This window comes from Neobacillus sp. Soil_C_43 (genome assembly GCF_057656715.1).
This window is the reverse complement of the sequence record NZ_JBDGJV010000018.1, coordinates 29,607-50,410: the sequence shown is the minus strand read 5'-3', so window position 1 is coordinate 50,410 and position 20,804 is coordinate 29,607. Positions and strand designations below refer to the sequence as shown.

Below are 20,804 nucleotides of genomic sequence, written 5' to 3'. Positions count from 1 at the left end.
ACTTAATCTAATCTCTCAATAATCGTAGCATTAGCCATGCCATGACCTTCGCACATGGTTTGCAAACCATAACGGCCGCCCGTGCGCTCCAATTCGTGCATCATCGTCACCATCAAACGGGCACCGCTGCCGCCTAGTGGATGGCCGAGTGCAATCGCACCACCATTTGGATTGAGCTTCGCAGGATCTGCACCCGTCTCTCGCAACCAAGCAAGTGGAACTGGAGCGAACGCTTCATTGACTTCAAATACATCGATATCATTAATCGTTAAGCCCGATTTTTCTAACGCCTTTTCTGTAGCTGGGATTGGCCCTGTAAGCATCAAGGTTGGATCAGATCCCACAACCACACGAGTATGAACGCGGAAACGAGGCTTTAACCCAAGCTCTTCTGCTTTTTCACGAGACATCAACAATAAGGCAGCTGCCCCATCACTAATTTGACTCGAGTTACCCGCATGAATGACACCATCTTCCTTAAAGGAAGTCCGCAGTCCTGCTAAAGCTTCCAAAGAAGTTCCTTTTCTTGGACCAGAATCATCCTTAACTATGGTGGTTGTGCCATCTGGAAGTGTCACTTCAAGTGGGAAGATTTCTCTTGCGAAGTACCCTTCCTCTTGTGCCTTTAATGCTTTCTGATGGCTCTCAAGCGAGAATTGGTCGAGCTCCTCACGAGTAAATCCATAATTTTCAGCGATCCTCTCAGCGGACAGCCCTTGATGAATCATTTCGTATTTAGATTTTAAAGTAGGACTAAAAGGCTCCTCCGCCCCTTTGTAGTTGGAGCCCATCGGAACACGCGACATGCTTTCCACTCCACCAGCAATCACCACATCCATATCACCAGCGAGAATTGCCTGTGCTGCAAAGTGGACAGCTTGCTGACTCGAACCACATTGACGGTCAATCGTTGTTCCAGGAACTTCGATTGGGAAGCCAGCAATTAACGCGGCAACTCTAGCAATATCTCCCGCCTGTTCCCCCGCTTGAGTGACACAGCCTAAAATCACATCATCAACAATCGCAGGGTTGATACCTGCCCGGTTCACAAGCTCCTTCAATGCTAAACCAGCTAGGTCATCTGGACGAATATCCTTTAACAATCCATTTCTTCTTCCAACCGGCGTACGTACGCCTTCAACAATAACAACTTCACGCATCGTTCTCGTCCCCTCTTTCTATAATCCTAAATTTTTCGCAATAATGGTTTTCATTATTTCATTCGTACCGGCATAAATGCTGGAGACCGGGATATCACGGAATCGTCTCGCAATCTCATACTCTTCCATATACCCATAGCCACCGTGGAGCTGCATACATTCCGCAGCGATCCTTTTAGCAATATCAGTTAACTTCCATTTCGCCATCGAGACCTTTGTCACCACGTTTTTCCCTTCAATATGTTCAGCAATTAACTGATCAAGGAACGCTCTGCCCATTTCAATTTCCGTGGCCATCTCGACAATTTTAAACTGCGTATTTTGAAACTGGCTGACGGGTCTGCCGAACGCTTCTCTACTTTTCACATAATCCATAGTCATTTTTAGCATTACTTCCGATGCTGTTTGCGCCCCAATTGCTACAAGAAGTCGTTCCTGCTGAAGCTTTTCCATTAAATAAAGAAAGCCTTTGCCTTCCTCACCAAGCAGGTTTTCCTTTGGTACACGACAATCCTCAAAGATTAATTCCGCAGTATCCTGGCAATGGAGCCCGACTTTGTTTAACTTTCTTCCTCTTGAAAAACCAGGAGTATCTCGTTCGATAACAAGCAGGCTGACACCTTTATGCTTAGGAACGGCTTGTGTGTCGGTCTTCACAGCAACAACGACAAGGTCTGACTGGATACCATTTGTAATGAACGTCTTTTGACCATTCACAATATAGTGGTCGCCGTCCAGCTTGGCAGTTGTTTTAATATTGGCTAAGTCTGAACCCGTACCTGGCTCGGTCATCGCAATAGCGGTAATGATTTCACCGGTGACACATTTAGGCAGCCAGCGCTGCTTTTGCTCCTCTGTTCCGTAGGCCGTAATGTAGGGAACGACAATATCATTGTGAAGGCCAATTCCAATTAAACCGGAGCCTACTCGTTCCAATTCTTCATTAATAACAACCGCAAAGCCCCAGTCGACCTCACTGCCACCATATTTCTCATCGATATCTGGACATAGGAAGCCCTGCTCCCCCATCTTCTTCCAAAAAGATCGAGGAATCATCCTGTCTTCTTCCCACTGCTCATAAAAGGGATATGCTTCTTTTTCTAAAAACTTTCTTAATGATTGGCGAAATATTTCATGGTCATCTGTTAAATATGGATGTTTCATTTAAAAAACCTCTCTTTCATTATGAGAACGCCCACGTTTAGTAGAGGGGGTTCATCGTTTTTCTACACGTTTTTGAAGTTTATCTACACACTTTTACAATTTATCTACACGTTTTTGAAGTTTATCTACACACTTTTATCATTTATCTACACAAATTCATTACTTATCTACAATTTTCCGCCAGCCAACACTACTTCACATTACTCTCCGTCCGCATCTTCTGCCGCAGCTGATATTTTAATACTTTTCCAGAGGCGTTTCTCGGTAGCTGTTCCTCGATAAAAATCCGTCTTGGCACCTTATAGCCTGCAAGCTTTTGACGACAGAAGCTTCGCAGTTCCTGCTCGTCAATCACAGCCCCCTCTTTCGGTACAACGATGGCGCAGACCGCCTCACCCCAAACTTCATCCGGCAACCCGATAATCGCAGCATCAAGAATACCCGGATGCTCAAAGAGAACGCTTTCAACTTCCACCGAATACACATTTTCCCCGCCGGAAATGATCATATCTTTCTTCCGGTCCACAAGCGTAATATAGCCTTCCTCATCAATCGTGGCTAAATCTCCTGTATAAAGCCAGCCGTTTTTCAGCGTGCTCTTCGTCTCCTCCGGCTTTTTATAATATTCCTTCATCACCATCGGACTGCGGACAATAAATTCCCCAATCACGCCAGGCAGCACATCAATTCCCTCTTCATTCACCACCCGTGTTTCCGTTAAGAAAATGGGCTTCCCACCTTTTCCAAGATGATTCTTATGTCCCTCAGGATCGAGAAGAATGCCTCCAGGCCCGGCTTCCGTTAAACCGCACAGGTTGTAAAACTGGTCTGTTTTAAATAGCTGCATGCTTTTTTTGACCAACTCAGGTGCCATTGGTGCGGCACCATACCCGACTCGCTTTATGGAAGATAGATCATAATCTGCTGCATTTGGTACTTGAAGAAGGAAGTTATACATAGCTGGGACAGCGAATAGATGGGTAATTTTATGCTCTTGGATAGCTTGAAGTGTTTTTACTGGATGGAAATCTCGATGGATAATATGGGTCGCACCAAGTGCCACACCGGAAATCAGGAATAGGTTCAGCTGTGCTGAGTGGAACAGTGGTGCTAAATGCAGAATATGCTCATGTGGCCGGATTCCCATATTGATGACAACAGAAATGCCAACTTTAAAAATTTGGTCATGTGTAAATAATGCTCCCTTTGGCCGCCCCGTTGTCCCTGAGGTATAGAGGATTTCTAAGTCGTCCTGCTGAGATACCTCCACATTTGGTTCCTCTTTGTTAGCGGATAGAATTTTTTCATACGAAAAGTAGCCTGTTATTTCTGGTTCGCCAACGGTAATCACCAGCCGCACACCCGCACCTTGCTTCGCTTCTGCAATGATTGACTCAAATTCCTGGTCACAAACGACAACCGCAGCGTCTGACTGCTGTAAAATATATTGAACCTCTGAAGCCGTCAGTCGGAAGTTAACCGGAACGGCAACCGCACCAATTTTAGCAGCCGCAAAAAAAGTAAACACAAAGTGATCCGAATTCTTCATCATTAATGCAAGCTTGTCACCTTTTTTTACACCTTGTTCCATTAAACCGTGTGCCAGTTGATTAACTTCCTCATTAAATTGACGATACGTATAGCTTCTACCTTCACATTCAATGGCCAGTAATTCAGGATATTTGCGTGCATTTTGCGTTAATAGGCTGCCGATATTCATTATTGGGATCCTCCTTTAATAAAAAGACTCAACCGTTATATATGCAATTTTTGTGCCAATATTCAGAAAAGTAGAATCAGAGGCCAACACAGGATTCTTCGACTATTAGTTGTATTTCAACCATACACAGAAGACATTCTAATGTCCAAAAACTGGACACCATCAAATGAGGGAGACGAAGTAATGTATTCACGTCTCCCCTCACCACTTGTTGTTCCTAAGTCGGCAATTTATATTTTTTTATTTTTTCATATAAACCTGACCGGCTAATCCCTAGTAACCTAGCAGCCTTTACTTTATTTCCTTGAACTTGGACAAGTGCCTTTTTAATCGCTTCAAGCTCAGCATTTTCAACTAAGGAAACATTCACCAATGGTTCGAAAATGGTCACCTTCTTTGTTACATAATCAGGCAGGTCCTCAATTTTAATTTTTCCACTTTCAGCAAAAGTCATGGCCCGTTCCATCACGTTTCTTAGTTCACGGACATTCCCAGGCCAGTCGTAACCAAGCAATGTTTCTCTTGCCCTTTCCTCTATGCCCATTATGCTTGTGCCCAAAATTTGATTAAATTCAATCATGAATTGTCCTATTAAATGGTCGACATCATAGAGGCGTTCCCTTAGAGGAGGAACGTTTAATGAAATCACATTGAGGCGGTAGTATAAATCCTCTCTAAACGTCCCTTCTTTGACCATTTCTTCAAGGTTACGGTTAGTAGCGGCGATAATTCTGACATCCACCTGAATTCTTACCGTTCCACCCACCCGATAAAATTCTCTCTCTTGAAGGACACGTAATAACTTTGCCTGGAGCGCTAACGACATATCTCCAATCTCATCGAGAAAAAGAGTCCCTCCATTGGCCAAATCGAACTTACCCAGCTTCCCTTTTTGTCTGGCTCCTGTAAAAGCCCCTTCTTCATAGCCAAAAAACTCCGATTCTAGCAAATCCTCAGGAATGGCTGCACAATTGACAACAATGAACTTTCCCGTACTTCTCGCACTACTTTTATGAATGGCGTGTGCAAATAGTTCTTTGCCCGTACCACTTTCTCCGCGAATCAGAATGGTCGAACGGCCTTTTGCTGCTTTTGCCGCACTTTTCTTCAATTTTTCCATATAGGGGTCAACGGTTAATAGATGGTCCCATGTGAATCTCGCTGATTCCGACTTCTGAAATTGTTGATGATAAAAGCTTGCCTTATTCTCTGCCTTCTGCAGCTTTTTGAATAGCTCGCTTACCTCGTTTAATTGCCGGAATACCACTTTGCCTATTGCCCCAATCACCCTTCCATCCTCTACAATCGGGATGCGATGAACGATATATTTAATGCCATTAATCTCTAAAAACCCGCTTACTTCAGCGGTTTCGGATTCATAAACCTTTTCTAAGTGAAGCTGTGGCAGTGCTTTCTCAGCTGGTTCGTGTAGCACCGCTTCGATTTGAAGATTGAATAATTCTAAAAGAGGAGGACTGACCATCTGAATCTTTTTCTTTTCATCCGTCATGACAATCCCGTCAAATGCATGGTCAATGGCTGTTTCCAATGTCCTTTTTAATGTTTTAATCGTTTGTAATTCCTGTGAGGTTTGTAAAAGTGACATGACCATATCTGTCTTTGTTAAAATACCAACCACTTGGTCTTGTTCATCGATAATCACACCTGTTCCAACCTGACTGGTTTTTACAATTCTCTCAATCTGTTCATACGGGGTATTGATATCTAATGTTTCAACCTGTTTTATTATGTATTTTTTGATGGGAGTGTTAAGGGGACATTCAGCTATGACCATTTGATATAAACTGCTACGAGTAAAAACACCGAGAAGCCTTCTGTTTGAGTCAGTTACTGGCAACAGGTTCCACTTCTTTTCTTGCATAAGATCAAGGGCTTCTTTAAGTGTCGTTACTTCTGTTACCCTACAATCCACTGGCGTAATGATATCTTTAAATTCAGGCATTTCGTCACCACCCTCTTTACATAGCTTTATTGTACCAAAAAAGAGTGATTTTTTTGACTATTTTTACAATAGACATTCTTTCATTGAATCTTTAAACAGGGTAACCAAAGATGAAGAAATCCATAATAATCCTTTTTCATTAGCGGTAAAGCAAGGAATACCTCAACTATTGTCGAATTTTTAGATAATAGGTTATATCCTAAATACTAGCAATCTTTATAATTTGGCTCTGTTAAACTCTCCTGTTGATTTCCGCTCCAGGCACGAGCGGTTCGTGGGTGTTTCGGCGAGCCTCCTCGGCGCTTGCGCCTGCGGGGTCTCCCCTGAACCATACTCCCACAGGAGTCTTCGTGCCTTCCGCTCCAATCAACAGGGTGTATAAAAATCAACACTGTTCTTTAACACAACCTATATTTTAAATGAGAAGATAGTTATTGTACTCTCGTCATCACTTTATTATTTCGGCTGCATTCTGATGGCTCCATCTAGTCTGATGGTTTCACCGTTTAGCATTGGGTTTTCAATGATACTTTTGACGAGCTGGGCGTATTCAGCTGGATAGCCAAGCCTTGGTGGGAACGGCACCATTTTTCCAAGTGAATCTCTCGCTTCTTGAGGAAGAGTATCAAACATTGGTGTGTGGAAAAGCCCCGGTGCAATCGTCATCACACGGATTCCGTATCGGGCAAGCTCTCTTGCAATCGGCAAAGTCATGCCGACAATTCCACCTTTTGATGCACTATAGGCAGCCTGCCCGATTTGACCGTCAAAGGCAGCCACAGAGGCAGTATTGATAATCACGCCTCTTTCGTTAGACTCATTCACTTCGTTGCTCGACATTTTCTCAGCTGCAATACGGATAACGTTAAAGGTCCCGATTAAATTGACATTGATGACCTTTGAAAAAAGAGCTAGGTTATGAGCTCCATTTCTGCCGATGACTTTCTCAGCAATCCCAATTCCCGCACAGTTTACAACCGTATTTACTTCTCCTAAAAAGTCAGCCGCTTTATTAACCGCTTCCTGGATGTCCTCTTCCTTCGTGACATCTGCCTTCAAAAATAAAACTGCTTCCCCTAACTCATTTTTGAGCCGCTTCCCATTTTCTTCAGACTGGTCAAAAATAACCGCTTTTCCGCCTTTGCCTACAATGTTCCGCACAGTCGCTTCTCCAAGTCCTGAAGCCCCGCCTGTAACGATGGCACGACAAGCTTGCATATCCATCCTAATAACCCCCTTTAAAGAATTCTATTTTGTTAAATTGCAAGAATTGTGCCAGTTGGATATTTTAAGGTTGGTAAAGCAGTTGTCTTATATTCATTTTTTTATATGTATATCGTTTGGACAGTTTTCACAAGAATATGACCGAAATTTGTACAGTCGCAAAGAAAAGCGGAAGCGCCTTGGTCGGCCCCGACAGGCAAATGTTCTTCTGCAAGAAAAGTCGCTCTTTGACTTTTATTGCAGAAGGTTATTTGACCCGAGGGGCTAGGCGCTGGAGCTGGACAATTCTCGAAGTCGAATTTTATACTTTCTTATTATGCAAAAAAAGGTCAGGCCCCATTAATAGGAGGCTCTGACCTTTTTCTTAGAAACGATATTTTCCTGTGACGCAACCCGTTTCTTTTTTTCCATAATAATAACTAAGGCAATAGCAACTAGTAGAAAAAGACTCGCAATCCGGAAGATTGACGCCGTATCTACAAACTGTGCAAGGGCCCCAAAAATAACGCCGCTCAGCCCGATCCCTAAATCAATGGATGAAAAAATCATTCCATTAGCTACACCACGACGATTTGTTGGTGTCATTAATAATGCCCAAGACTGAAGCGTAGGGATTAAACAGCCAAAGCCCAAGCCAAAAAGTACGCCTGCAACAGCAATTAAGAGGCTTGAATGAGCATAGGAGAGTACCCACATGCCGATAAAAGTAAGGATGGTACAGAAAAGAACCAGTCCGATAGGTCCCTTTTCATCAAACCATTTTCCCGCAATCGGCCTTGCTACTGTAGCCATCAACGCATTAAAAATATAAAATAAAAAGATTTGATCGATGCCTCTTTCTTGACCAAAGATGACAATAAACGTCACGATTGATCCGTAGCCAAGATTGATAATAATAGTAATAAACGCAGGAAACCAGCTTGATTTTTCAACTAATGACCCTACATAGGAAAACTTTAAGTCTTCTTTTTTCGTATGTAGGACAGCTTCAGGAGTTTGATACCGAACAATCATAAGCAAGACTATTGCAATAAGCCCTAATAGCGCAGAAATATATATGAGATTAGTAAATGTAGTAATTTTATATAAAAAGATTCCTAGACTTGGCGCAATAATCATCCCAATCGTAATCGACAGGCCGTAATAGCCCATCCCCTCACCTAGCCGTGAATTAGGAATTACATCGACTGCTGCCGTCCCGTTCACCGTAGTTGACCAGCCCCAAGCTAATCCATGGACCAAGCGGAATAATAGAAAAATCAGAACTACTTGTGAAATAGGGTAAAGAATGGTAATGAGTAAGAGCATAATTGCGCCGGATATTACCAGTGCTTTTCTCGGTTTATATTCAAGCATAAAACCGATAAAGGGCCGGCTAATGACTGCACCAATTGAAAACAATGCCGTTACTAACCCAATCTCTAATCCAGATGCTCCAATTGACTTTATATATGGCGGCAGAGTCGGAATAAGCATTTGGAATGACATAAACACAAACAAGTTCCCTACCATAAGCATAATAAATGACTTCGTCCACAAACGCTCCTTCATCCTACCACTTCCTTCCATCAAAAAAGAACCTTCTCCGAGAAGATTCTCATTCATTCATTTTATTTCGTATCGCTAAATAATAGCACAGAAGCTGGAAAAAGGAAACCAGAAAGATTATTCAAAAGAAGTTAATATTTCTGCCTATTTACGTTATCATTAAGTTAGCTAAACATCGTATAAACGGAGGATTTTTATGAAAAAAAGGAAGCTAGTCATCACCCATAATTTAGATCAGGATTATATGCAACTACTGGAAAGTATTTTACCAGATTGGGAATTATTCATCGGTAAGAACAAAGAAGTCTGGCAAGACCATTTGAAAGAGGCTGAAGTCATTGCTGGCTGGAAGAAGGGACTAGAGGAAGAAATCCTTTCACCTGAGTCAAAGCTTAAATGGCTGCAAACCTGGAGTGCTGGTGTGAATAACTTGCCACTAGATGAATTAAACAATAGAAACATAACAGTTACCAGTGCCAATGGTGTTCATGCGTATCCTATTTCCGAAACGATTTTCGCCCTGATGCTTGGCCTAACACGTAAGCTGCATACATATGTCAAAAACCAGCAAACAAAAACTTGGCACCATGCCCATATGGGACTAGAAATGCACGAAAAAACAGTGGGGATTATTGGCGTTGGTGAGATTGGAAAAGAAACAGCGAAGATTGCCAAGGCCTTTGGAATGAACGTCCTTGGTGTCAGGCACTCAGGACAGCCAGCAGACTATGTTGATGAAATGTATACACCAGACCAATTAGATGTATTGCTCCCTAAGTGTGATTACGCGGTGGTGACGTTACCTCTTACGAACGAAACTCATCGATTATTTAGTGCAGAACAATTTAAACAAATGAAGTCTTCTGCCTTTTTCATTAATATTGGTCGAGGTGAAATTGTGGTGGAAGATGAGCTCATTCAGGCATTGAAGGATGGAATTATTGCCGGTGCTGGATTAGATGTATTTGAAAAAGAACCGCTCACAACAGAGAGCCCATTATGGGAAATGGAGAACGTCATCATTACCCCGCACACTTCCGGTTCTACTGAGCATTATAATAAGCGGGTCATTGAAAATATCCTTATCCCTAACTTAAAGGAATATCTAGCAGGAAACATCCCGTCAATTAACCGGGTTGATTTTACAAAAGGATATTAACAAAGGAGCAACAGCATGCAGCAAGTTGTAATTGAGAAAACAACGAAAAAGAAAAAACGCAGTGTAAAAGTTTTAAAATATTTAATTCCAGCCATCCTTATTTTCCTTTTAGCCGTTAATTTCATACCGGTTAAGCAAATAAGCCAAAAGAGCTTTTTCAAAAATAACCGGCCGTTAGTGATTGCCCATCAAGGCGGTGAGTTACTCGCTCCATCTAATACGATGACGGCGTTTACGAACGCAGCAAATATGGGTGTGGATGTAATTGAGACCGATCTCCATATTACAAAAGATGGATATTTGGTTGCTATCCACGATCCGACAGTCGATCGGACAACGAATGGACATGGATCGGTGGCAGACATGACATTGGAGGAAATCCAAAAGCTTGATGCTGGTTACCATTTTAAAGACCTTGAAGGCAACTATAGCTACCGTGGCAAAGGCGTCTATATCCCTACTGCTGAAGAAATGTTTCAGACGTTTGGTAATATGAGAATTGAAATGGAGATTAAGGACAACAATCCGCCTGAACGAATTGAAGAAATGGCTGCAAAACTATGGGCACTTATCGAGAAATATCACATGCAGGATAAAATTCTGGTGGCTTCTTTTGACCAAGATATTCTTGATACTTTTAACAAGTATGCGAAGGACAGGGTAGCCACTTGCGGTGGAAAACAAGAGGTAAAGAAATTCGTTGTCTTCCATAAATTTTTCCTAAGGAACCTTTATCAGCCAAAAACCGATTCCTTTCAAATTCCCGCCGCAGATAGCGGCTTTGATTTGACCGATCAGAAGTTAATTAACGGGGCACACCGACGCGGACAAGACATAAGCTATTGGACCATCGATGATCCAAAAGAAATGAAGAAACTCTTAGATGCAGGTGCAGATGGAATCTTAACCAATCGACCGGACTTACTCCTAAAATTAGTTGCTGAAAAATAATGAATAAGTGCTGCACCATTTAGCCAATATCGTTTTTGGAAGGGTCTATATTTTGTTCATTTGTGGGACCTCCAAATTGTTGATTAATTTCTTTAATTAATTCATCTAAAAATTCATCACTTAAAAAGGGACTATTTTCCTTGAACATATGACTCCTCATTTCCTGGTTAGAGTTTTAAAGTTTTATTAGAGGATGAAATAATATCATCATTAATACCATTACCATTATCAAAAAATTTTAATCATTTTACATATTTTTCATTTACTTTTGCTATTTACAGAAGTATTATTATCACAGTTTCAAATTCTTTAGTCGCTGAAACCAGATGGTACGGGGGAACCATTTTTGTGGGTTGTTACTTAATCCATGGGGTGAATCCTTTTAAGGAAGGGCTACTCAAAGGTCCGAATCCGACAGCTAACCTCGTAAGCGTTATATGAGAAGGAAGGTGGAGCTTGTAACACATGAAAAATGAAGTGTCTACAGGTCTATTTATTATGACTTGTAGGCACTTTTTTATTTTTATAAAAAGCTGTGTTAAAGAACAATGTTGATTTTTAACACCCTGTTGATTGTAGCGGAAGGCACGAAGACTCCTGTGGGAGTATGGTTCAGGGGAGACCCCGCAGGCGTAAGCGCCGAGGAGGCTCGCCGAAACACCCACGAACCGCTCGTGCCTGGAGCGGAAATCAACAGGCAAGTTTAACAGAGCCTTATAAAAAGATTACTCTTTTTGAGGAAATTCCTTTTAAAGGGGTAATATAAAACTTATTAACACAATTAGGTGGTGAGTAATTAATGATTTCAGCTTTAAAAAGATTTTTAATTGGACGTCCTTTAAAATCCCATGAATTAGGAGAACAGAAACTAAACAAAACGAAAGCATTAGCAATTCTTTCTTCTGATGCTCTATCTTCTGTGGCATATGGCCCTGAACAAATATTGATTGTCTTAGTTACACTAGGTGCAACAGCATTTTGGTATTCACTCCCTATTGCAGTTGGTGTATTAATACTTTTAACAGCGCTTATATTGTCTTATAGGCAAATCATCTTTGCATATCCTCATGGTGGGGGTGCATATGTTGTTTCAAAAAATAACTTAGGTGTAAATTATGGCTTAATTGCAGGAGGCTCTTTATTAGTAGACTACATTTTAACTGTTGCTGTAAGTGTCTCTGCTGGTACTGATGCTATTACATCTGCCTTTCCCACCTTACATAAATTTAATGTAGAAATCGCCATTGTATTCGTGATTTTAATTACAATTTTAAATTTAAGAGGAGTAACAGAATCTGCTTCAATTTTAGCTTATCCTGTATACTTATTCGTTTTAGCGTTGTTCATATTAATTGGTATGGGTCTTTATCATATTTTTACAGGAGGAGTTTCTCCTGAATTACATACCCCAATTGGTACACCTGTTACGGGAATCAGTTTGTTTATTCTTTTAAGGGCGTTTGCATCGGGAAGTTCAGCCTTAACGGGGGTTGAAGCTATATCCAATGCCATTCCTAACTTCAAAGATCCCGCTCCTAATAATGCTTCCAAAACGTTAATGATGATGGGTGCATTACTTGCCGTATTATTTTCGGGAATTGTATATTTAGCTTACTATTATGGGATTACTCCAAGGGCAGAGGTAACCGTTGTATCACAGATTGCAGAGGAAACTTTCGGACGAAATTTCATGTACTTTTTTATTCAAGGTACTACTGCATTAATTTTAATCCTGGCTGCAAACACTGGTTATTCTGCTTTCCCATTGCTGGCAGTTAATCTTGCGAAAGATAAGTTTATTCCAAGGATGTTCCTTGTTAGAGGTGACCGATTGGGATACTCAAATGGCATCATCATACTTGCAATATCTTCAATCATATTAATTTTAACTTTTCATGCAGAAACAGAGCATTTAATCCCGCTTTACGCAGTTGGAGTGTTTATTCCATTTACGTTATCCCAAACTGGAATGATCGTTAAGTGGATTCGTGAGAAGCCTCAAGGTTGGCTTCCAAAACTAATAATTAATACAATAGGGGCAATGATTAGCTTCATTGTTACTATGATGTTCTTTTTAACTAAATTCACGCAAGTATGGTCAGTATTAGTTTTTTTACCAATTATACTTTTTGTTTTCTACCGAATTAGAAAGCATTATGAAGCAGTTGGAGACCAGCTTAGGCTCACTACTTGTGAACCCTTGATGCCTATTGAAGGAAATGTACTAATAGTTCCTGTTGCCGGCATGACCAATGTAGTGGCAAACTCAATAAACTATGCTAAATCTCTTTCTCAAGATCAAATTATTGCAGTATATGTCTCGTTTGAAAGAGAAGATGAGAAAAACTTTGAAGAAAAATGGAAGAAGTGGCAACCAGATGTAAGACTGGTGACGTTGCACTCGCATTACAGAAGTATCATTAATCCCCTTACCAAATTTGTTGATACTGTTGAACATAAAGCTAGTGAAGCGAACTACCGAGTAACAGTAATTATTCCACAATTTATCCCTAAGAAAGGCTGGCACAATATTCTTCATAATCAATCAAGTTTACTGATCCGTGCCTACCTCTTATTCCGGAGAAACGTGATTATTACTACTGTTCCTTATCATTTAAAGAAATAAGAATTATAAAAACAGCAGCTCTACTATATAGAGTTGCTGTTTTTTGTATCTTATTGAACAAACGAAGCACTCAGTGAATATAAACAACTACTTACCATTTAATAAGGAAGCCCTTGTTAGTTGATATCTACTTTTTCAATATTTCTAAAGGATAAATAAGCGATCACGCACCCAGCAAGAGCAAGGGCGATTGGTACGACAATGAACGAAAAAAGATTCACATTATCTGCAGAAGAGCTTGAGATTGAAACCAAAACAATCGCTGATACTATCGTGGTTGGAACTGACTTTTTCCTCATTCCAAAATACAATGGAATTAATGCCATTCCTGTTGAGGCAACCGCGCCAAGGGTCATGCTTAGAAATCCATTCACTAAGACATCCGGTGTTAACGCCTTAGGTACAAAATGAAAATAGGAATCGGCTAAATAAAACATGCTGCCAACAAAGATGTTTGACAAGAAAATCGTTACAAATGTAAAGCACGCAACAATAATTAACTTAGAAATGATGATTTTCTTTCGATTAATCGGATACATAAACATCAAGGAAATAGAATTACTCTTGTATTCATCAATAATGAGCCTAGAAATCAGCACGGATGCAAAAATAATAAAGATGCTTCTAATAATACTACCAAATGCCCCGAAGGCCATGTCATAGCTAGGAAAGGCGATATTTCCATCACTTTTTTCAGCAAAATACAACATACAAAGCACGCCCATAACAACCACATTGGCAATCAACACATTTTTAATATAAGAAATTAACTTAAACTTTTTTATTTCAAGACTGATTAATTTACGCACTAATACCGCCTCCATTAATAATTGTTAAGAAATAGTCTTCTAGTGAATGATTCTTCTTACTAAGTTCTTCAATCATGACTCCATTTAAGATTAGCGTTTTAGAAATTTCTGCTTGAGAGATTCCTGTTTCATAGATGCGGAAACGTCCCTCTTCTACTACTTTAAAATTAGTAAACTTTAGGACTTCCTCCAATACATACAGGGCCTTTTTCACATCATGAACGGCAAGCTCAAGATATTCTGTATTTTGCTCCTGAATTTCGGACATTGGAACCTCTTTTATTAAATTCCCGTCACTAATTACCCCGATGGTATCGGCAACCTGTTCAATTTCACCGAGGATATGTGAAGAAATCAATAGAGTCATGCCATATTCACGGCAGAGCATTTGAAAAAGATTACGCAGTTCTTTAATGCCAACGGGATCCATTCCGTTAATGGGTTCATCTAGGATTAACAATTCCGGTTTGGTAATAATGGCACGTGCAATTCCAAGGCGCTGCTTCATACCGAGAGAGAAGTCTTTTACTGGTTTATCCTCGATATTTGTTAATTTGACTAAATCTAACGCTTGATCGATTGCCTTTTTGTCGTAGTAGCCCATATATTCGCAATGGAGTTCCAGGTTCTCTCTTGCTGTTAGTCGGTCGTAGAAAACAGGATATTCAATAATACTGCCCAACCGCTTCAGTACTTCATAAGATGTATTCGTTAGTTTCTCACCAAAGATTTCAATCTCACCGCTTGTGGGCTTCACTAGATTGGTTAGCATTTTCATAATTGTGGTTTTACCAGCACCATTTGGTCCGAGAAACCCGTAAATTTCTCCTCTTTTCACCTTCATATTGATATTTGATACAACTTCTTTGCCTTTATATGTTTTTGTTAGTTGATTCGTTTTGATGATGTAGCTCATTTCTATCAGCTCCCCTTCGTCTTTAACTACTTTTATTCTAGTCAGTAGAGTTTTCTTTTTTATTAATCAAATCTTACGAAATTCTTAAGAAAGAAAAGGATGTCCCGGAATTCGAGGCACCCTTTGAGGTTTAGTACGTTATTCGATTGAGTTTTACAGTAAAGGTAGTCTTTTCGTAAGGCTTGCTGTTGAGTAATATTTGTCCGTCCATCTTTTCCACCAGCCTCTTTGTAATCGTTAGACCGAGGCCGCTTCCTTGATACGATTTGTTTCGTGAATCTTCAAGGGTGTATATTCTTTCAAATACCAAATCCATATGGAGTGCACTAATGCCCTTTCCTTTATCCCATACATCTACAAACAGAGATTTTTCATCCGTTCTAAGCGTAAGTCCGAGTATTTTTCCTTCCGATCCATATTGAATGGCATTAGAAATCAAATTATTTAAGATACGGTCTAACTCCTCTTCGTTTCCAAGTGCATACAGATTTTCTTCTGGGATTTCGATTGCTACCTCAAACCCCTTTGATGTGAGAACCTCATAAAAGTTTAATATATTTTTTCGGCAAATCTCATTCATGTTCACTCTTGTTAGTGGGATGTCTTTATCCCCGGATTCAAGCTTAGCCAAATCAAAGAACTTTTTAATAAGTTCTAGAACTTCGATCGTTTTCCCATGTACCTTTTGCAAAAGTTCAGCCGTTTCTTCCTTGCTTCTATCTTGGTCATTTAACATAATCTCAATATAGCCAAGCACAACTGTCAGTGGTGTTTTCAAATCATGTGAGATGTTAGAGAGCATTTTTCGCATAGATATTTCCGTCTTATTGTAGCTTGCCATGATTTTCTGATTATGTTCCAAAAGACGATTAATTTGGATTAATAACTGTTTCATATCTTCACGATCGGTATGTAGTAGCAATTTTTCATCCGTTTGTTCATTGATGATTCGCTGCAGCTTTTTGTGGAGATACGTTAAATTAGACTGATCATTTTTTTTCGTTCGATATTGTAAAAAGTTTAGGGAAGCTAATCCTATTATGATAATGACTAGAAATATGAACATTATTTAAAACTCCCCGAGCTTGTAACCAATTCCCCATAAGGTTTTGATGTAGTTGGGGGAAGAAGGATCATCCTCAATTTTTTCACGCAACCTTCTCATATGGACGTTAATGACATTTTCATCCCCGTAGTACTCATCTTCCCAAATTAAGCTATAAATTTGTGCTTTTGTGTACACACGGCTAGGGTGTGAGAGAAATAGTTTCAAAATATGAAATTCCTTTGATGTCAGCTTGATCTCGGTGCCATTCTTATGTAAGGAGAAATTTTCTAAATCAAGAGTTAAATCGCCAGCCGTCAGTACCTTTTTCTGTTGCTCTTGTTCGGTACGAGAATAGTGTGTCGCTCTTCTGATGGCTGCCTTCACCCTTGCCGTCAGCTCAATCATCGAAAACGGCTTAGCAATATAATCATCTGCCCCAAAGCCTAATCCTAATGCTTTGTCTAAATCCCCATCCTTTGCCGACATGATTAATACAGGGATTATGCTTTTCTCCCTGATGATTTTCAAAAATTCCATTCCATCAAGCTTAGGCAGCATTAAGTCCAGCAAAATCAAATCAAATGTGTCGCGTGAAAATACCTCAAGGGCTTCTTCCCCGTCAAATGCAGGTACCACCTCATAGCCTTCTTTTGTAAATTGGCCTTTTACCATATCACTGATGGCCGTATCGTCTTCAACTAACAATATTTTGTGTTTCATTTTGTCCTCCACCCTGTTTTTCCCTATATGGTACATTTCCATATTTTGTGTAGAAATTCCTTCATTTGGCCTATAAAAAGAAAGCTGTGTTAAAGAACAGTTTTGATTTATACACCCTGTTGATTGGAGCGGAAGGCACGAAGACTCCTGTGGGAGTATGGTTCAGGGGAGACCCCGCAGGCGCAAGCGCCGAGGAGGCTCGCCGAAACACCCACGAACCGCTCGTGCCTGGAGCGGAAATCAACAGGCAAATTTAACAGAGCCAAAAAGAAAAAGAGAGACCGAAACTGCCTCCCTTTACCCACCTATATTATTTTTTATATCGATTAGGGGTGAACTTCTCACTTGCCTTGAAGTTATATACTGGTTTAATAAATCCAGCTATCTCAATCGTTTCTTCAATCTTCTCTAATATTTCCTGCATTGGCTTATAGGCCATTGGCGCCTCGTCTAGTGTTTCTTCGGATACGGATGTCGTCCAAACACCCTCCATTGTTTTATAAAAATCTTTCATATTTAAAGTTTTCATCGCTTTCGTACGGCTCAAGACGCGGCCCGCTCCATGTGGTGCTGAATAATTCCATTCTTCGTTCCCTTTACCGACTGCAATAATCGAACCATCTCTCATATTAATCGGGATGATGAGGCGTTCGTCTTTTTGTGCTGAAACCGCCCCTTTTCGTAAAATCATATTTTCCGTATCAATATAATTGTGGACAGTATCAAATTGGTCAATCTTTTCAAATCCCATGTTTTCGGTAATGGCCCGTGCGATTTCTTCACGATTTGCCTTAGCAAATGCTTGGGCCAACTTCATGTCATGCATATAATTATGAAAATCTTCGCCTTCTAAATAAGCTAAATCATTCGGAATGACTGGATTCTTTTCTTTATATTGTTCAATCGCTGATTGGATTTCATTGTGTCTTCCATCAGCTTTTAGTTGTTCAATGGTTTCCGATAAATCATGTTTTCGAAGTTTAGAAATCGCCACTTTTTGATAATGAGTAGCAATTTTCGCGCCAACGTAACGGCTGCCGGTATGAATAGTTAGGTAATGGAAGCCCTCAGAATCAACAGATACCTCAATAAAATGGTTACCTCCACCAAGTGTTCCTAAGCTATATCGACTTCTATTTTCACTTAATATCTGCTCCGCTCTGAATTCTTGAATGGCAGGAAAACTAGTATTAATAAATCCGACTGTTTCATCAGAGTGGAGATCCTGTCCGCTTGGGACATACGTGCGAATGACGTGATCCAGCCTGTTAAAATCGACCTTTTTATCCTGAAGCTTGACCGTAAGCACGCCGCAGCCGACATCCACGCCAACAAGGTTCGGGACAACTTTATCCTTCAACTGGATGGTTGTTCCTATGACACATCCTTTTCCTGCATGGTAGTCTGGCATAATACTAATCTTTGTGTCTTTTAAAAATGGTTGATTACAAAGCTCTTGAATTTGCTCAATCGCCGTTTCCTGAGGATAATTTGAAAATACTCTCGCTTCTGTTTGTGACCCCGTTATTTTAATCACTTGTTTTCCCTCCTTCAAAAGCAGATTACCAATAGGCTACCATTTATGGAGGAATTGGGCAATGGGTTTTTAACTGACAAAAAAAGACCTAGTCTATTCGACTAGATCTGCTTTTGAACATCTTCCCTTATTAACTCAACCATATCTTCTGATAAATTAGCCGGAAGCGACGTACCCTCTTTAAATACCCAGGCATTCACTACTTCCAGATCTGCCTTTTTAAAAGTAATACTGTAGTCATGATTTTGATAGGAAAAGTCTGCTGTTACAAATTCTTCATTATAAAAGTCATCATCAATAATCATATTACTAATTTCAAATGGCTTCACAGTTAGCTCCTTTTTGTCAATCGTTTATGTACTTAGAGTGAACCTTTTCCTCTTGTTTATTCAGTAATTTGAGCTATCTCCAATAATTTTTCACCCGTTTTCAATAACGCTAGAATAAACTCGTTTATCTCACCTGTCAGGACTCCTCCGTGACCAGAACACATTGCCTCAGGATTAAATCTAGACAAGATTTCTAACCCACTAAGAAACGGAGGAAGATGTTTGTCTGGCACCCCGCCATTTCGTAAATACTTCAGCCATTCCTCTCGAAGCTCAGGTCCCACAGAGACTAAACCATCCGGTGATAAGGGGTCTCCAAAGAAGCATAAAAAATCTCCCGTAAACACGATCTTAGACGGTTTATGATAAAAAACAACTGAACCAGGGGTATGATAGCCAACCAACTGACAATCAAGCTCTCCGAAATGCCCATCGCTTGGCAATTCATATAAAAATTGATCAGGTTCAGGACATTCTATTGTTTCTTTCTCATTTGGATGAATCACTTTTCTTGCATATTTAAAAATAGAGGCTGCTTGTACATGATCCTCATGCCCGTGGGTAGCCAAGCAAAGAATCACATCATCGACTGACTTTCCAATGCTGTGTAATGCCCGCTCTATAAACACAGCGTGCTGTTGTTTCCCCGAATCTATCAACGTAACCGATTGTTCTTCTACTATAAAATAACAATTATTATACGAGCCCCAGCTCTCATCCCACACTGCTAGCACATATACATTATCTTTTACCACTTTAAAAATATACTCCACCTTGTATCCTCCTAAAAATTCCTCTCATCCCCTCTTCTATATTTCCACAAACTTTTTCTATTTCCTTTTATCCTTTTGCCAAATCTCTTCGATTGGCAGCTAATGGCGGTTGCTCTAACCATCCATTTGCGATCATAATATTTGCTCCATCCTCCGAATACTTTAAAATTTCGGCATTTAAACGTGAATAATCAATGACCATATCACTTCTCTGACTTTCAGCAATAGCGACTCCATAGTTTCCAATACCTGCATAAATCATCAGGTTAAAATGAAACATCATTAATTTATCGGAGAAAGGTGATTCAGTAGATTCATTTACCTCCTGGTCATAAGACATAGGAGCAGGAAGGGAATCCATCTCTAAATAACTGGTAAACACTTTAATGTGCTTCATGGCAATCTCTTTTCCTCTTAGGAAATAATTACGGACTTTTTTCGATTCCGCCACCTGACTAAAGCCAGTAGTGATACTCGTACCAATATGGTTAGACTGGATATTCGCGTATAGATTGGTAACCTCTGTTCCAGTCAGTGGTTCCCGTCTGCCAAGCCCTTCTAAAATAAAGGATTGTTTATGAACAAACTCAACTTTTTGGGGATAGGGAATCGTTGGTGGACGAACAACTAACCCTTTTTCTAGTAGGATCCTCACAGTTTCGGTATCTAACTCAAGGGTTGATGTTAAGCACTTGGCATAGAATGAACGAATATCATGGCGATAGACATTCTGTAATATCCTGCCATATGTAATTAGACCACCTTTAGCCATATTTCTAATATATTTTAAGTAAAAAATATCTGAAAATAACCGCTTGGCCTTTAAGTTTACATCTTGGTCAGAAAAGCCTTGTGGAACTTTTATATCCTCCTTTATAAAAATGTCCCGAATATGCTCTTGATGTTGTTGCGACAAATCCAAAGAGTGCACGGCAACTTTTTTAATATCCTCATCATCTATGTGTTGTAAAAAAAACTTTATCATGCAAATGGACATACTCTCCGCAAGATATGAAGTCCACAAATAGGACAATTCTGCCGCCGTTAACTTAATATGTTCGTGATTTGCGCTCATCGAATACCCTCCTACCTTTATCCATTAAGGAATAATATCTCCAAAATAGATAAATATATGAACATGCTAAAAAGGAGATGCC

The 20,804-nt window shown here is 40.1% G+C and carries 18 protein-coding genes and 1 riboswitch; of the genes, 3 read left to right on the top strand and 15 right to left on the bottom strand.

The features are described 5' to 3' along the window. Window positions 1-2: 2 nt before the first annotated feature. The 6 genes from AC3A54_RS20590 to AC3A54_RS20565 form a co-directional block, all read right to left on the bottom strand. The gene (locus tag AC3A54_RS20590; protein ID WP_487655996.1) at window positions 3-1,160 is read right to left on the bottom strand and encodes a thiolase family protein; all 1,158 of its coding nucleotides are present in this window, start codon (window positions 1,158-1,160) and stop codon (window positions 3-5) included. An 18-nt stretch (window positions 1,161-1,178) separates the two neighbouring features. After that, window positions 1,179-2,324 (bottom strand): acyl-CoA dehydrogenase family protein, encoded by a 1,146-nt coding sequence (locus tag AC3A54_RS20585; protein WP_335546596.1) that lies wholly within the window; start codon window positions 2,322-2,324, stop codon window positions 1,179-1,181. A gap of 190 nt (window positions 2,325-2,514) precedes the next feature. Then, the gene (locus AC3A54_RS20580) at window positions 2,515-4,044 is read right to left on the bottom strand and encodes an acyl-CoA synthetase (RefSeq protein WP_487655995.1); all 1,530 of its coding nucleotides are present in this window, start codon (window positions 4,042-4,044) and stop codon (window positions 2,515-2,517) included. Between the two features lie 217 nt (window positions 4,045-4,261). Further along, window positions 4,262-6,007 carry a sigma 54-interacting transcriptional regulator gene (locus AC3A54_RS20575; RefSeq protein WP_335546599.1) on the bottom strand — a complete coding sequence of 582 codons (1,746 nt, stop codon included), beginning with the start codon at window positions 6,005-6,007 and terminating at the stop codon, window positions 4,262-4,264. Between the two features lie 456 nt (window positions 6,008-6,463). Continuing rightward, complete coding sequence (locus AC3A54_RS20570; RefSeq protein ID WP_487655994.1) at window positions 6,464-7,231, bottom strand: 3-hydroxyacyl-CoA dehydrogenase; 768 nt, start codon at window positions 7,229-7,231, stop codon at window positions 6,464-6,466. A gap of 339 nt (window positions 7,232-7,570) precedes the next feature. Next, window positions 7,571-8,782: an MFS transporter gene (locus tag AC3A54_RS20565; RefSeq protein ID WP_487655993.1), complete on the bottom strand. Its 1,212-nt coding sequence runs from the start codon at window positions 8,780-8,782 to the stop codon at window positions 7,571-7,573. 193 nt (window positions 8,783-8,975) lie between these two features. Here AC3A54_RS20565 and AC3A54_RS20560 point away from each other — a divergent pair, with 193 nt between their 5' ends. Further along, entirely contained in the window at window positions 8,976-9,938 is a 963-nt protein-coding gene (locus AC3A54_RS20560; protein ID WP_487655992.1) for a D-2-hydroxyacid dehydrogenase, read from the top strand. 15 nt (window positions 9,939-9,953) lie between these two features. After that, window positions 9,954-10,889, top strand: a complete 936-nt coding sequence (locus tag AC3A54_RS20555; RefSeq protein ID WP_487655991.1) for a glycerophosphodiester phosphodiesterase family protein — start codon at window positions 9,954-9,956, stop codon at window positions 10,887-10,889. Window positions 10,890-10,908: 19 nt separating this feature from the next. Here AC3A54_RS20555 and AC3A54_RS20550 read toward each other — a convergent pair whose 3' ends face one another. Further along, a complete protein-coding gene (locus tag AC3A54_RS20550; RefSeq protein ID WP_335546610.1) occupies window positions 10,909-11,037 on the bottom strand; it encodes a bacitracin ABC transporter ATP-binding protein in 129 nt (42 codons plus the stop codon). 156 nt (window positions 11,038-11,193) lie between these two features. Then, a riboswitch (cyclic di-AMP (ydaO/yuaA leader) is annotated at window positions 11,194-11,338 on the top strand. Window positions 11,339-11,688: 350 nt separating this feature from the next. Here AC3A54_RS20550 and AC3A54_RS20545 point away from each other — a divergent pair. After that, window positions 11,689-13,515 carry an APC family permease gene (locus AC3A54_RS20545; RefSeq protein ID WP_487655990.1) on the top strand — a complete coding sequence of 609 codons (1,827 nt, stop codon included), beginning with the start codon at window positions 11,689-11,691 and terminating at the stop codon, window positions 13,513-13,515. A gap of 116 nt (window positions 13,516-13,631) precedes the next feature. Here the strand turns inward: AC3A54_RS20545 and AC3A54_RS20540 are convergent, their stop codons facing one another. From AC3A54_RS20540 to AC3A54_RS20505, 8 genes are all read right to left on the bottom strand, one after another. After that, the gene (locus tag AC3A54_RS20540) at window positions 13,632-14,324 is read right to left on the bottom strand and encodes an ABC transporter permease (protein WP_487655989.1); all 693 of its coding nucleotides are present in this window, start codon (window positions 14,322-14,324) and stop codon (window positions 13,632-13,634) included. Continuing rightward, the gene (locus tag AC3A54_RS20535; protein ID WP_487655988.1) at window positions 14,317-15,240 is read right to left on the bottom strand and encodes an ABC transporter ATP-binding protein; all 924 of its coding nucleotides are present in this window, start codon (window positions 15,238-15,240) and stop codon (window positions 14,317-14,319) included. Before AC3A54_RS20535 ends, AC3A54_RS20540 begins: the two co-directional genes overlap by 8 nt. A 130-nt stretch (window positions 15,241-15,370) precedes the next feature. After that, on the bottom strand, window positions 15,371-16,306 hold the full coding sequence (locus AC3A54_RS20530; RefSeq protein WP_487655987.1) for an ATP-binding protein: 936 nt from the start codon (window positions 16,304-16,306) through the stop codon (window positions 15,371-15,373). Between the two features lie 3 nt (window positions 16,307-16,309). After that, complete coding sequence (locus tag AC3A54_RS20525) at window positions 16,310-17,008, bottom strand: response regulator transcription factor (RefSeq protein WP_487655986.1); 699 nt, start codon at window positions 17,006-17,008, stop codon at window positions 16,310-16,312. Between the two features lie 310 nt (window positions 17,009-17,318). Then, on the bottom strand, window positions 17,319-18,545 hold the full coding sequence (locus tag AC3A54_RS20520; RefSeq protein ID WP_487655985.1) for an RtcB family protein: 1,227 nt from the start codon (window positions 18,543-18,545) through the stop codon (window positions 17,319-17,321). 101 nt (window positions 18,546-18,646) lie between these two features. Then, window positions 18,647-18,874, bottom strand: coding sequence for a hypothetical protein (locus AC3A54_RS20515; RefSeq protein WP_487655984.1), 228 nt, complete (start codon window positions 18,872-18,874; stop codon window positions 18,647-18,649). A 56-nt stretch (window positions 18,875-18,930) separates the two neighbouring features. Continuing rightward, window positions 18,931-19,647, bottom strand: coding sequence for an MBL fold metallo-hydrolase (locus AC3A54_RS20510; protein WP_487655983.1), 717 nt, complete (start codon window positions 19,645-19,647; stop codon window positions 18,931-18,933). A gap of 67 nt (window positions 19,648-19,714) precedes the next feature. After that, on the bottom strand, window positions 19,715-20,722 hold the full coding sequence (locus AC3A54_RS20505) for a DUF3231 family protein (RefSeq protein ID WP_487655982.1): 1,008 nt from the start codon (window positions 20,720-20,722) through the stop codon (window positions 19,715-19,717). Window positions 20,723-20,804 lie beyond the last annotated feature (82 nt).